Annotated in this window: 13 protein-coding genes, 1 tRNA gene, 1 other RNA gene and 1 pseudogene; 14 read left to right on the top strand and 2 right to left on the bottom strand. The window is 40.5% G+C overall.

Annotated elements, in window-relative coordinates; translation table 11 throughout:
• The first annotated feature begins 263 nt into the window (after positions 1–263).
• The 7 genes from hemW (at position 264) to galE (ending at position 5,554) form a co-directional block, all read left to right on the top strand.
• Positions 264–1,400, top strand: coding sequence for a radical SAM family heme chaperone HemW (gene hemW, locus K5Q29_RS10105; protein ID WP_105139652.1), 1,137 nt, complete (start codon positions 264–266; stop codon positions 1,398–1,400).
• 13 nt (positions 1,401–1,413) lie between these two features.
• Positions 1,414–2,154: an acyl-ACP thioesterase domain-containing protein gene (locus tag K5Q29_RS10100; RefSeq protein ID WP_105139651.1), complete on the top strand. Its 741-nt coding sequence runs from the start codon at positions 1,414–1,416 to the stop codon at positions 2,152–2,154.
• The gene (locus K5Q29_RS10095) at positions 2,141–2,758 is read left to right on the top strand and encodes an NUDIX hydrolase (RefSeq protein WP_105139650.1); all 618 of its coding nucleotides are present in this window, start codon (positions 2,141–2,143) and stop codon (positions 2,756–2,758) included. The genes K5Q29_RS10100 and K5Q29_RS10095 overlap by 14 nt, the downstream gene beginning before the upstream one ends.
• 9 nt (positions 2,759–2,767) lie before the next feature.
• Complete coding sequence (locus tag K5Q29_RS10090) at positions 2,768–3,541, top strand: TIGR01457 family HAD-type hydrolase (RefSeq protein WP_105139649.1); 774 nt, start codon at positions 2,768–2,770, stop codon at positions 3,539–3,541.
• Entirely contained in the window at positions 3,531–4,160 is a 630-nt protein-coding gene (locus tag K5Q29_RS10085) for a TIGR01906 family membrane protein (protein ID WP_024385398.1), read from the top strand. The genes K5Q29_RS10090 and K5Q29_RS10085 overlap by 11 nt, the downstream gene beginning before the upstream one ends.
• Before the next feature lie 97 nt (positions 4,161–4,257).
• The gene (gene rpsU / locus K5Q29_RS10080; RefSeq protein WP_000048054.1) at positions 4,258–4,434 is read left to right on the top strand and encodes a 30S ribosomal protein S21; all 177 of its coding nucleotides are present in this window, start codon (positions 4,258–4,260) and stop codon (positions 4,432–4,434) included.
• Positions 4,435–4,537: 103 nt separating this feature from the next.
• Positions 4,538–5,554, top strand: coding sequence for a UDP-glucose 4-epimerase GalE (galE, locus tag K5Q29_RS10075; protein ID WP_105139648.1), 1,017 nt, complete (start codon positions 4,538–4,540; stop codon positions 5,552–5,554).
• 88 nt (positions 5,555–5,642) lie between these two features.
• On the opposite strand, the gene mscL is transcribed toward galE, so the two are convergent.
• The gene (gene mscL, locus K5Q29_RS10070; RefSeq protein ID WP_105139647.1) at positions 5,643–6,008 is read right to left on the bottom strand and encodes a large conductance mechanosensitive channel protein MscL; all 366 of its coding nucleotides are present in this window, start codon (positions 6,006–6,008) and stop codon (positions 5,643–5,645) included.
• Positions 6,009–6,189: 181 nt separating this feature from the next.
• Between mscL and dnaG the strand changes: the two genes are divergently transcribed.
• The 4 genes and pseudogenes from dnaG to tnpA all read left to right on the top strand — a co-directional run bounded on the left by dnaG (position 6,190) and on the right by tnpA (position 10,219).
• Positions 6,190–7,980 carry a DNA primase gene (gene dnaG / locus K5Q29_RS10065; RefSeq protein ID WP_205032693.1) on the top strand — a complete coding sequence of 597 codons (1,791 nt, stop codon included), beginning with the start codon at positions 6,190–6,192 and terminating at the stop codon, positions 7,978–7,980.
• A gap of 2 nt (positions 7,981–7,982) precedes the next feature.
• Entirely contained in the window at positions 7,983–9,101 is a 1,119-nt protein-coding gene (gene rpoD, locus K5Q29_RS10060) for an RNA polymerase sigma factor RpoD (protein ID WP_002935555.1), read from the top strand.
• 180 nt (positions 9,102–9,281) lie between these two features.
• Positions 9,282–9,605 carry a metal-sulfur cluster assembly factor gene (locus K5Q29_RS10055; RefSeq protein ID WP_002935553.1) on the top strand — a complete coding sequence of 108 codons (324 nt, stop codon included), beginning with the start codon at positions 9,282–9,284 and terminating at the stop codon, positions 9,603–9,605.
• Positions 9,606–9,807: 202 nt separating this feature from the next.
• Positions 9,808–10,219 (top strand): annotated as a pseudogene (tnpA, locus tag K5Q29_RS10050) (IS200/IS605 family transposase).
• A 192-nt stretch (positions 10,220–10,411) separates the two neighbouring features.
• On the opposite strand, the gene K5Q29_RS10045 reads toward tnpA, so the two are convergent.
• On the bottom strand, positions 10,412–11,005 hold the full coding sequence (locus K5Q29_RS10045; protein ID WP_105139644.1) for a TVP38/TMEM64 family protein: 594 nt from the start codon (positions 11,003–11,005) through the stop codon (positions 10,412–10,414).
• 109 nt (positions 11,006–11,114) lie between these two features.
• On the opposite strand from K5Q29_RS10045, the gene ssrA reads away from it, so the two are divergent.
• The 3 genes from ssrA (at position 11,115) to add (ending at position 12,717) form a co-directional block, all read left to right on the top strand.
• Positions 11,115–11,468: a transfer-messenger RNA gene (gene ssrA, locus K5Q29_RS10040) on the top strand.
• Between the two features lie 2 nt (positions 11,469–11,470).
• Positions 11,471–11,558: transfer RNA gene (locus tag K5Q29_RS10035), tRNA-Ser, on the top strand.
• A gap of 157 nt (positions 11,559–11,715) precedes the next feature.
• Positions 11,716–12,717 carry an adenosine deaminase gene (add, locus tag K5Q29_RS10030; protein ID WP_172699706.1) on the top strand — a complete coding sequence of 334 codons (1,002 nt, stop codon included), beginning with the start codon at positions 11,716–11,718 and terminating at the stop codon, positions 12,715–12,717.
• Positions 12,718–12,885: the final 168 nt, after the last annotated feature.

Below are 12,885 nucleotides of genomic sequence, written 5' to 3'. Positions count from 1 at the left end.
ACATCTATTTTTATAATCATCAACGATTTCAAGAACGCAACAACGGCCTTGCCCCTCTTGAAATGAGGAACAAGGCCGTCGCCTAATCTTTTATTATTTCATTGTCCACTTGACAGGGAGCAGTTCAATCATAGAATCGTTCTTTGTTCATGACTTAATTCCTTTTGTAGATTTTGTAAGTTTACTATATTATATCATTGTTTTGAGGGGGAAGTGATGGCTGTAAAAAATATTTTTATAGACAGTGTGCTATAATAGTTCTTATGAAAAAACGACCGACATCTGCCTATATCCACATTCCATTTTGCACCCAGATTTGTTACTACTGTGACTTTTCCAAGGTCTTTATTAAGAACCAGCCTGTTGACGAGTATTTGGCAGCCCTCATGGAAGAGGTCAAGTTTTACGACCTGCCAGCCCTCCGCACGCTTTATATCGGAGGCGGAACACCGTCGGCTCTCTCGGCAGACCAGCTAGATTATCTCCTGACCAATCTGGAGGACCTGCTGGACTTGTCACAGCTGGAAGAATTCACCATTGAGGCCAATCCAGGTGACTTGACGGCAGACAAGATAGCAGTTCTGAAAAAATCCAAGTGCAATCGGGTGTCGTTGGGTGTTCAGACCTTTGATGACCGTATGCTGAAAAAAATCGGTCGTAGCCACAACCAAGCTCAGATTTATGAAACCATTGCAGCCCTCAAGGAAGCGGGTTTTCACAACATTTCCATTGACCTGATTTATGCCCTGCCTGGTCAGACCATGGAGCAGGTGGTGGACAATGTCGCCAAGGCCTTGGAGCTGGACATTCCCCACATGAGCCTCTATAGCTTGATTTTGGAAAACCACACGGTCTTCATGAACCGCCAACGCCGTGGCAACCTCCATCTGCCCAACGAAGATGTGGAGTCGGATATGTTCGACTACATCCTTCAGGAGTTAGAAAAAAACGGCTTTGAGCACTACGAAATTTCCAACTTCACCAAACCTGGTTTTGAAAGTCGCCACAACCTCATGTACTGGGATAACTCGGAGTACTATGGTCTAGGAGCTGGAGCATCTGGCTACATCGACGGCATGCGCTATCGCAATCGCGGCCCCATTCAGCACTACCTCAAGTCCATCCGCGAAAAAGGCCATTCCCGATTACACGAAGAATTCCTCAGCCAGACCGAGCAAATGGAAGAAGAGATGTTTTTGGGCCTACGGAAAAAAACTGGCGTGTCCATTGAGCGATTCGAGGAAAAGTTTGGTATCTCCTTTGAAGACCGCTACGGTCAGGTGGTCAGAGACTTGAAAAATGAAGGTCTCTTGCAAGAAGAAAACCGTTGGCTTCGGATGACGAAAAAGGGTCTCTTCCTAGGCGATACAGTTGCGGAACGTTTCATTATAGAAGACTAGAAAGATTAGAATTATGGGACTAACATATCAAGAAGAGTTCACCATTCCCTTTGATATGGTGGATGTTAAACAAGAAATCAAACTGCCTGACTTTATTTCCTACTGCCTTGGTGTGTCAGGTCGGCAGTCGGAAGAACTGGGTCGTAGTGACCTCTATGTTTTTCAGGAATTTGGCTTGATTTGGGTGGTGACAGATTATGAACTGACCATTCAAGACCTCCCTAAGTACAATGAAACCATCACGATAAAAACAGAAGCGGTTGCCTACAACAAGTTTTTCTGTCATCGGATGTTCTATATTTACGATGAGGCGGGCAATCTTTTGTTAGACATTCTCTGCTACTTTGTCCTGATTGATTTTGAGACTCGCAAGGTGGCGCCTGTGCCAGAAGCCTTGATTGCCCCTTATCAGTCTGAGCAGGTCAAGAAATTACCTCGGGCTCCCAAGTATCAGCTCTTGGAAAATCCATTTGTTCAAGAATTTTCTGTTCGCTATTTTGACTTGGATATGAATGGGCATGTCAATAATGGCAAGTACTTGGAATGGATGTATGAAGCACTGGGCTATGATTTTCTGCTCTGCCATGTCCCTAAAAAAATCCAACTCAAGTATCTCAAGGAAGTAGAGGCAACTAGCTTGGTGAGTTCACGCATGGTGGCAGAAGCTGGTGTCAGCCAGCATGAGATTGTGGTAGATGGGCATATTCATGCGCAAGCTGTCATAGAATGGAGGGAAAGTCATGTCGCAGGATAAGTGGTTGGAATGGGCCGTGCGTTTACAAGCCTTGGCTCAGACAGGCTTGGCCTATGGAAAAGATGTTTATGACATGGAGCGTTTCGAAGAAATCAGACAGATTGCGGCGGAAATGTTGGTAGAGCCATCTGGACAGCCCTTGGAGGTGGTGAAAGACTTGTTTTGCAATGAAACAGGCTACCAGACTCCAAAACTGGATACCCGCGCAGCTATTTTCCAAGAGGATAAAATCCTACTTGTCCAGGAAAACGATGGGCTCTGGTCCTTACCAGGTGGTTGGTGCGATGTGGACCAGTCCGTCAAGGAAAATGTTGTCAAGGAAGTAAAGGAAGAAGCGGGGCTGGATGTGGAGGCTCTGCGAGTCGTTGCGATTTTGGACAAGCACAAGAACAATCCTGCCAAGTCAGCCCACCGCGTGACCAAGGTCTTCATTCTATGTCGTCTCCTTGGCGGAGAGTTTCAGCCCAATTCGGAAACAGTTGCCAGTGGCTTCTTCAGTCTAGATGACTTACCACCGCTCTACCTTGGGAAAAATACAGCTGAGCAGTTAGCACTTTGCTTGGAAGCTAGTCGGTCTGAGCATTGGGAAACACGATTTGATTAAGGAGGAAAAATGACATATACAGGTTATTTGATTGATTTGGATGGTACGATTTATGAAGGGAAAAAGCGGATTCCTGCTGGTGAACGTTTTATTCATCGCTTGCAAGAACGTCAGATACCCTATTTATTCGTGACCAACAATACCACCCGCCGTCCTGAGATGGTGCAGGCTATGTTGGCTGAAAACTTTAACATTGAGACACCGCTTGAAACAATCTATACAGCCAGTCTGGCGACGGTAGATTATATGAATGATTTGGGCAAGGAAAAGAAAGTCTATGTCATTGGAGAAGACGGGCTCAAGTCTGCCATTTTTGAGGCAGGCTATGTGGAAGACACAGAAAATCCAGCCTATGTTGTTGTCGGCTTGGATACTCAGTTGACCTATGAAAAACTAACCATTGCCACCTTGGCTATTCAAAAGGGAGCGACCTTTATCGGTACCAATCCTGATTTGAACATTCCGACTGAAAGAGGTCATTTGCCAGGAGCAGGCTCACTTATTGCGCTTTTGAAAGCTGCTACCCGAGTAGAGCCGACCTTTATCGGTAAGCCTGAAGCGATTATCATGGACAAGGCTCTGGAGATTTTAGGCACAGAACGCAGCCAGACAGTTATGGTAGGAGATAACTACCTGACAGATATTCGTGCAGGGATTGACAATGGATTTCCAACTCTTTTAGTCCTGACTGGATTTACCAAGCCAGAAGAAGTAGCAGACTTACCCCTGGCTCCAACCCATGTCCTCGATAGTTTAGATGAATGGAGTTTTGATGAGAACTAAGTTACAGATTATCGGAACAATTTTATTTGTCTTGTCGGCAGCAGTTCTAGGAACCATCTACCTAGCTTGGCTAGTTTATCCGTTTGAGATTTCTTTTTTGGGGTTGGAAAAAGTGGTCTACATGAAAGCGACAGATATTTCCTATAATTTCAATATCTTGATGAACTATCTGACCAATCCATTTGCAAGTGTTTTAGACATGCCAAATTTTTCATCCTCAGCTGATGGTCTGAAACATTTTGCGGATGTGAAACATTTATTCCATCTAACTCAGGGGATTTTTATCCTCACCCTCCCTGCCTTTGTGCTTTTTGTAAAAAACATTCTGCTAAAAGGTTATGGAGACTTGGTTAAAAAGGTCATTTTCTGGACCATGCTTACGCCAATGATAATCGGTTTATTAGGTGTTCTTGTTGGCTTTGATCAGTTTTTTGTATTATTTCATACGGTGCTATTTCCAGGGGATTCTACATGGCTATTTGACCCTGCAAAGGATCCTGTCATATATATTTTGCCACAAGAGTTTTTCTTGCATTGCTTTGTATTATTTTTTGTCCTTTACGAATTCTTCTTTGGGACAATACTGGCGTGGACAGGAAAAAAGAACAGGATAGGATAAGAGCGTAAAATTCATATTTTAGAATTAAAAAATATTGACAAATGAGTTGAATCATAGTAAAATGATAAAGACTTTGAAATTGAGGGGAGTGAAAAAAATGTCAAAAACAGTAGTACGCAAGAACGAATCACTTGATGATGCTCTTCGTCGTTTCAAACGTGCGGTTACTAAAGCTGGTACTCTTCAAGAAACACGCAAACGCGAATTCTACGAAAAACCATCTGTAAAACGTAAACGTAAATCAGAAGCAGCTCGCAAGCGTAAAAAATTCTAATTGAATTTGAAAACGGCCGAAAGGCTGTTTTTTGTTTACTTTTTACAACAGGTGACATATAATAGGGATATAGAATTTTGTCCAGGTGAAAAGGAGTAAAGAGATGAGTATCTTAGTTACTGGTGGTGCAGGTTATATTGGTAGTCATACGGTTGTCGAATTGTTAAATTTAGGTAAAGAAGTAGTAATTGTTGACGATTTATCTAATGCAAGCATCCAGGTATTGGATCGTATTGAAGAAATTACAGGAAAGAGACCGACCTTCTATCAGCTAGACGTAGCAGATAAACGGGGATTGCGTCAGGTGTTCGAGAAAGAAAATATCGAGTCAGCGATCCATTTTGCTGCATTTAAGGCAGTAGGAGAATCAGTTCAAAAACCTGGCGCTTATTACGAAAATAATATCATGTCCATTCTCTCATTGGTTGAAGTGATGGCTGAGTTTGATGTGAAGAAAATCGTCTTTTCATCTAGTGCGACTGTTTATGGCAGTTTTAATCCCTCTCCTTATCAAGAGGACATGCCAGTAGGAGTTCCAACAAGCCCGTATGGTCAAACGAAAGTCATGTGTGAACAGATTCTTCGCGACATTTATGTTTCTGATTCAGAATGGTCTATTTCGTTGTTGCGCTATTTCAATCCAATTGGAGCTCATGAGTCAGGCTTGATTGGGGAAGATCCATCAGGCATTCCAAATAACTTGATGCCATTTGTAGCTCAGGTAGCAGTTGGTAAACGTGAATTTCTCAATATTTTTGGTAATGCATACGATACGCCAGATGGGACTTGTGTACGAGACTATATCCATGTTGTTGATTTGGCCAAAGGACACGTACGAGCATTAGAAAAATTAGATGAAGCTAATCAGGTTTATACTTATAACCTAGGTTCTGGTCAAGGAACAAGTGTCTTAGAATTGGTAAATACTTTCATTCAAGTAACAGGTGTAGATGTTCCGTATCGCTTTGCACCAAATCGAGCAGGAGACCTTCCGTCCTTTTATGCGAATGCAGACAAAGCTCTGGCTGAACTCAACTGGAAAACAGAAAAAACAATTGAAGACATGTGTCGCGATACGTGGAACTGGCAATCGAAAAATCCAAATGGATACGAAGGATAAGAAAAGATGTGAGTGGAGGCTCACATCTTATTTTTGTAATTATGGAAGAGAAAAACAGGTATGGAGACCTGTTTTTCAATATTATTGATTATTTTTTCAATAAATCGCGGATTTCTGCAAGCAACTCTTCTTGAGTTGGACCAGCAGGAGCTTTCTCTTCAACTTTCTTAGGCATTGCTTTCTCAGCTGCTTTAACAACGAAGAACATTGAAGTTCCAATAATCAAGAAGTTGATAACAGCGCTCAAGAAGCTACCGTACTTCACACCATTCCATGCAAGGTCAGCGATGTTTTGAACGTTTGCTGCTTTCAATGCAGGAGTTAAAATCAATGGAGTGATGATATCTTCAACAAATGATTTAATAATTGCGCCAAACGCACCACCAATTACCACTGCTACAGCAAGGTCAACAATGTTCCCACGGAACAAAAATGCTTTTAAATCTTTCAACATATCCTAAATATGTCCTTTCATAAATATTTTACTTTACCTATTATACCCATAAAAAAATATTTTACAAGTAATTTGTTTTAGAAATTTTACATTTTCCCTTATTTAGTATACAATAGAGTATGTTAAACTAAGGGAAGAGTGTTCACTTTTTAAATTAGCTAGTATGATATGAGGAGGGAATGTGCTTTCAAAGGATAAAATTACTGAAATAAAACAAGCTCTCAATATCGTTGACGTTATTGGTGAAACGGTTGCTTTGACTAAGACCGGACGTAATTATGTCGGTCTTTGCCCTTTTCATGGGGAGAAAACCCCGTCTTTCAATGTGATTGAAGATAAGCAGTTCTACCATTGTTTTGGATGTGGTAAGTCCGGAGATGTATTCAAGTTTGTCGAAGAAGTTCGTGGTGTTTCTTTTGCGGATGCGGCAGCTATCTTAGCTGAGAAGGCAGGGTTTCAAGTAGATGTAATTCCTTCCTATCATCAAGAGGAGAAAAGGATTAGTCCGCATCAGGTCCTGTATGATATTCATCGGGATGCCGCAAAGTTTTATCATGCCCTTTTGATGACAACCAAAATGGGTGAGGAAGCTAGAGCTTATCTACACCAACGTGGCTTGACAGATGATGTCATAAAAACATTCCAGCTAGGCTTAGCTCCGGCCGAACAGAATATTCTTTACCAAAAACTATCAGGTCAATATGACGAAGAAAGTCTATTGAATTCGGGTTTGTTCAATCCAAGTGAGAATAATATTATTTATGACGCCTTTCAAGCGAGGATTATTTTCCCCTTGGCGGATGAATATGGTCGAATTGTAGCTTTTTCAGGTCGGATTTGGACCGAAGAAGATCGAAACAATAAACAATTAGCTAAGTATAAAAACTCTCGTAGTACTGCGATTTTCAATAAAAGCTATGAATTGTATCATTTGGACAAGGCTAAAGCGGTTATTAAGAAGCAACGTGAAGCCTATCTCATGGAAGGTTTTCTAGATGTTATTGCTGCTCATCGTGTAGGGATTGATAATGCAGTGGCTTCCATGGGAACAGCTTTGACAAGAGAGCATGTTGCACACCTAGCTAAGTTTTGTAAGAAAATTGTTCTGACTTATGATGGGGATAAGGCTGGACAGGCAGCTACCATGAAGGCGCTGGACGAACTACAAGATTTTCAGGTTGAAATCGTGAGTTTGCCAGATAATATGGACCCAGATGAATTTTTGCAGAAAAATTCGGAAGAAGCCTTGCAACAGGTTTTAACCAAGTCACGAATCAGCGATGTAGAGTTTTTGATTCAATACTTGAAACCTGAAAATCCTGACAATCTACAAATGCAGATTGAGTTTGTAGATAAGATTGCACCAATTATTGCCAAAGTATCATCCATTACAGCTCAAAATTCTTATATTTATAAGGTGGCGGATTTACTTTCTGACTTTGATTATAATCAGGTGGAACAGGCAGTAAATGCTGTTCGTCTGAACCAGCGCCAGGAGAGAACACAACAGGTATTTCAATCACAGACTGGTCAGTCTTATTTGCCACCAGTCCAAACGATTGCTCGTATAACGAGTCTTATTCGAACAGAAAACCATTTACTTTATCGGATGGTTGAACATCCTTATATTCTCAATGAGTTCCGTTTACGAGAAGATTTTTATTTTGCGACGCCAGAATTGCAAGCTATTTATGATATGTTAAAAAAATCTGGGGAAATTACCAGTTTTGAACTATCACAGTTGAACGATTCCGCTCAACAGGCTTGGTATCGTATGCAGGAAGAACGTTTACCTAATGAAGTGTCTCCACACGAAATCGAAGAATTAGAAATTCGGCGAGACAAGGAATTGTTAAAGAAGGAGAACCAGCACCTAGCACGGAAAATCCGTGAACATTCCCATGTGGGAAATGCAGATATTGCCCTCGATGAGTTGCAAAAACTCCTCGATAGAAGAAGACAAATGGAGTAAATATGACAAATAAAAAAGATAAAAAAACAGAAGTAACTACTTTTGATGTACAAGTTGCCGAATTTATCCGTAACCATAAAAAACAAGGTTCAGCTACAGACGATGAAATCAATGACCAACTGGTTATTCCATTTACGCTTGATGCTGACGGAATCGATGATTTGCTCCAACGTATTCAGGATGCAGGGATTTCAATTGTCGATAAAGAAGGGAACCCTTCTGCTCGTGCTATGCAGGTAGAGGAAGAACCAGAATTATCTGATGAAGAATTGCTCGGAAGCACTTCTGCAAAAGTGAACGACCCAGTCCGCATGTATTTGAAAGAAATTGGTGTTGTACCTCTTTTGACCAACGAGGAAGAGCAAGAATTGGCATTGGCGGTTGAAGCAGGTGACCCAGAAGCGAAACAACGTTTGGCTGAAGCCAACTTGCGTTTGGTTGTTTCCATTGCAAAACGCTATGTCGGTCGTGGTATGCAGTTCCTTGATCTTATCCAAGAAGGAAACATGGGCTTGATGAAGGCCGTTGACAAGTTCGACTACTCTAAAGGTTTCAAGTTTTCAACCTATGCAACCTGGTGGATTCGTCAGGCTATCACTCGTGCCATTGCGGACCAAGCACGTACAATCCGTATTCCTGTTCACATGGTAGAAACCATTAACAAATTGGTCCGTGAGCAACGCAATCTCTTGCAAGAATTGGGCCAAGATCCAACGCCAGAGCAAATCGCTGAGCGTATGGATATGACGCCTGAGAAAGTTCGTGAAATCCTCAAGATTGCACAAGAGCCTGTCTCGCTCGAAACCCCAATTGGTGAAGAAGATGATAGTCATCTTGGAGATTTTATTGAAGACGAAGTCATTGAAAATCCAGTTGATTACACAACTCGTGTCGTTCTTCGTGAACAGTTAGATGAGGTATTGGATACTCTTACTGACCGTGAGGAAAACGTATTGCGTCTTCGTTTTGGTTTAGATGATGGTAAAATGCGCACGCTTGAAGATGTTGGTAAAGTCTTTAACGTAACCCGTGAACGCATCCGCCAAATCGAAGCTAAAGCCCTCCGTAAACTTCGCCACCCATCCCGCAGCAAACCACTCAGAGACTTTATTGAGGATTAGAAAGGTACTGCGTACCTTTCTAACGCCTGCTTGAAAATAAGAGAGTAGGCTGTCTGGAAGACACAATCAACCGCTCCCCTTGAAATTAGAAAGGGAGCGTAACGTCCAGTGGGCTAATTTGACACAAACTTGGTTTGTTTCTTTTCTAGTATTGAAATTGTGAACAAGAAAGAGAGAAAAATGACGTACACAGAAGATCAAATTAAAGACATTCAGGAGCGTATTTTTCATGCTCTTGAAGATGTGATTGACCCTGAGCTAGGTATTGATATTATCAATTTAGGGCTAATTTATGAAATCCGATTTATTGAGGGCAAGGCTGAAATTGATATGACCTTGACGACCATGGGTTGTCCATTAGCTGATCTAATTACAGATCAAATTCATGATGTACTGAAGGATGTTCCTGAAGTAACAGAAGTAGATGTGAGACTGGTTTGGTCACCAGCTTGGACCGTTCAAAAAATGAGTCGTTATGCTCGAATTGCATTAGGAATTAAATAAAAAAACAAAATGGTTTCGAACGTTTGAAGCCATTTTTTTATTATGGCTTCGAGCCAGTTTTTCTCGAAGAGAAAAACAAGAAAACCACCAGCTATGCTGGTGGCTGCCAAGGCTTTGAGTTTCCATTTCTTTTTTCATGTTATAATCTAATTGTTCAGGTCAGATCAAGGAGGAGTAAACTAGTCCAGTGGACTAGTTTAGCATGGCTAAAACCAGTTACAGTTTACCACATACCAAATGGATGTGCTCTATCATATCGTTTTCACACCAAAATATATCAGTAAGGCGATATACTACAAGGTTCGAGAGGACTTGATACATATTATTCGTCATATACAAAGGCGTGGAAATCATTGAGGGGCACAAGATGCCAGATCATGTTCATATGCTTGTCTTAATATCTCCAAAACCTTCGATTTCCGATTTTTATGGGATACTTAAAAAGCAAAAGTGCTCTAATGATATTTGATAAACATACTAATTTAAAATATAAGTATGGAAATCGAAAGTTTTGGGCTAGAGGCTACTATGTGAGTACCGTTGAACTAAATGAAAAGACAGTTGCGAAATACATTTGCGAGCAGGAGAAAAATGACATTGCACTTGATTCTTGAATGTCAAAGAGTATTAAGATTCATTTCCAGATGGTAGTTTTAGAACAAGATAAAAGCCCGTTGTTACGGGCATTAGTCAAGTAATTATAGCACTAACCTGAACGAAGTTCAGCGAACGTCTTTAGACGTCGCTGGAGAGAAACAGCTTATAGCCGGTGTACAAGCAACCCGTTTTCACGGGTGGTTATCACTTTATCCTAATAATTGTTGCAACCATTGGCTTCCATAGATCCAAAAGAAGCTATATGCCACAACTGAGAAAGGGCGACAAAGTAAAGTGATAACAATAAATTTCCGATAACTCATGCTTGTTAATCCAGTAATCATCACCACTATGTCAGCTGGAGAAATGGGAGAAAGCATGCAGAGAATAAAGAAAACTTCATAACTACGTTTATTATCAATTTTGCTTTCATATTTGTAAAATGTATCTTCAGACATGAAGAGGAGACAAAATTTCTTTCCATAGCGACGAGCCAACCAGAAAAGGATGATACTACCGATTGAAATTCCAAGATAATTGAGAAAGAATCCCCACCAAAAATGAAATACGAGGAAACCAACAACAGTCGTAACACCGCCTGGAATAATCGGAAATACAACTTGAATAATCTGAATAGCTAAAAAGGAGAGGCTACCTAAAGCACCTTGGCTTTTGATTAAATCGCTTAAGACATTTTGGTCGTTCAAAATGCCAATCTTGTAGAGCCAAAACAGAAAAATAGCAGTCCCGATAAGGGTCAAAATACTTAATACTTGAATGGTTTTTTGCCAAAATTTATACATATCCCCATTTTACCATATTTCAAAATTTTTTTAAATTGTAAGGAGAATGTAAAATAATTTTGCTATTTATAAAAAATTCTGCTATAATAATTCCTGTATCAAATCCTACGGGGTTGTTACGGATTCGACAGGCATTATGAGGCTTGTTCTGCAACTCATCGGCAGATGTAAAAGTGCCAGTTAAATATAACTGCAAAAAATACAAATACTTACGCATTAGCAGCTTAATAACCTGCCTGCGTGACCAGTCGCGAATTGCTTGTGTTTGCTGATTGGTCTTAAAATAGCAAGCTACGTTGGGATTGAGTCAGGCAGTTCCAAAAGAGATTTACTGACTCGCTTGGTCTAGGTTTGAGTTATGTATCGAGTTCAAGTTAAAGTTAAAGCAAGACATAACCTATGGTTGTAGACGAATAAGTTAGCAGGTGTTTGGACGTGGGTTCGACTCCCACCAGCTCCATATATGGAAGATTACTCAAGAGGCTCAAGAGGCCGTGTTGGAAACGCGGTAGGCGTGTAACAGCGTGCGTGGGTTCGAATCCCATGTCTTCCGTATGTTATTGAAGAACGACTGATAGTCGTTCTTTTTTTGTCTGTGAATGATACAACTGAAAATAAATGAAAGTTCAGGTTTTATGGTAAAATTCTTGTTTTTCTTCAAAAATATGATATGATAGTTAACAACATACCAGACGGAGGTTGTGTTAATAGTGTTGAATGTAAATGAATTGGTCAAAACAGAGTTGCATTGTCATTTGGATGGCTCATTGTCCCTCGGAGTCATTCGACAATTGGCACAGATGGCTAAGATCACTATTCCTGCAGAAGATGAAGCATTAAGAAAATTAGTTAGTGTTCACGGAAAAGTTGATAGTTTATTGGCTTATTTAAAGTTATTCGATTTTGTTCGTCCACTCTTACAAACCGCATCAGCTTTAGAATTGGCAGCCTATGATCTTGTACGACAGGTTGCAAGAGATAAGATTATTTACATTGAAGTTCGTTTTGCACCTGAACTGTCGACGGATCAAGACTTGACTATTTTAGAAGCGGTCTCAGCAGTTTTAGTTGGACTAAACAGGGGGCAGGAAGATTTTGGAGTGGTTGCTAAACTTTTGGTTTGTGGTTTAAAGCAAACGAATACGAATCAAACGAAGGAACTCTTTTCGGCTATTGCTGATTTGGCACCAAAAGGACTTGTGGGATTTGATTTTGCAGGAAATGAAGCAGACTATCCTACGGAAGAACTTCGGGATATTATTCAATTTACTCAGTCTTTAGGTTATCCCATGACTTTCCATGCCGGAGAATGTGGATGTGTGACCAATGTGATTCAAGCTCTTGAACTTGGGATTAGAAGGATTGGTCATGGCACGGCACTTACTCGCAATCCTGAAGCTATCCAAGCTTTTGTCAATAGCAGAGCAACACTTGAAATGTGTCTAACATCGAATCTTCAAACTGGTGCAGCTGATTCGATTGAACATTTTCCATATCAAGAGCTAGTTGAGGCAGGAGCAAATATCACAATCAACACAGATAATCGTACCGTTTCTAATACTACACTTAATAGAGAATATCAGTTATTTGTAGAATATTTTGGGACTAGCAAAGCTGATTTTTATCGCTTCAATCAAAACGCTATTCAGGCAAGTTTTGCCAGCGAAGTAGAAAAGAAAGTTTTGTTGGAATTCCTAGATCAACAGTATTAAGAAAAAAGCTCTATACCGGTTGATTAGACCAGTAAGGAGCTTTTTCTACCATTTGTCAAGTTCATCAAGGTATTTGACGAAAAATATTTTGTGTCTCGTAATCCAAATAAGGAAATTATTTTATTTTTGACTAAAGTTTAGTGTAAAAAGTGTATACAAAAGCAACAC

Source organism: Streptococcus sp. 2018037, assembly GCF_019754195.1.
GTDB classification, from domain to species: Bacteria; Bacillota; Bacilli; order Lactobacillales; family Streptococcaceae; genus Streptococcus; species Streptococcus hashimotonensis.
The sequence above is the reverse complement of the archived record's forward strand: the minus strand, read 5'-3'. Positions and strand labels throughout refer to the sequence as shown.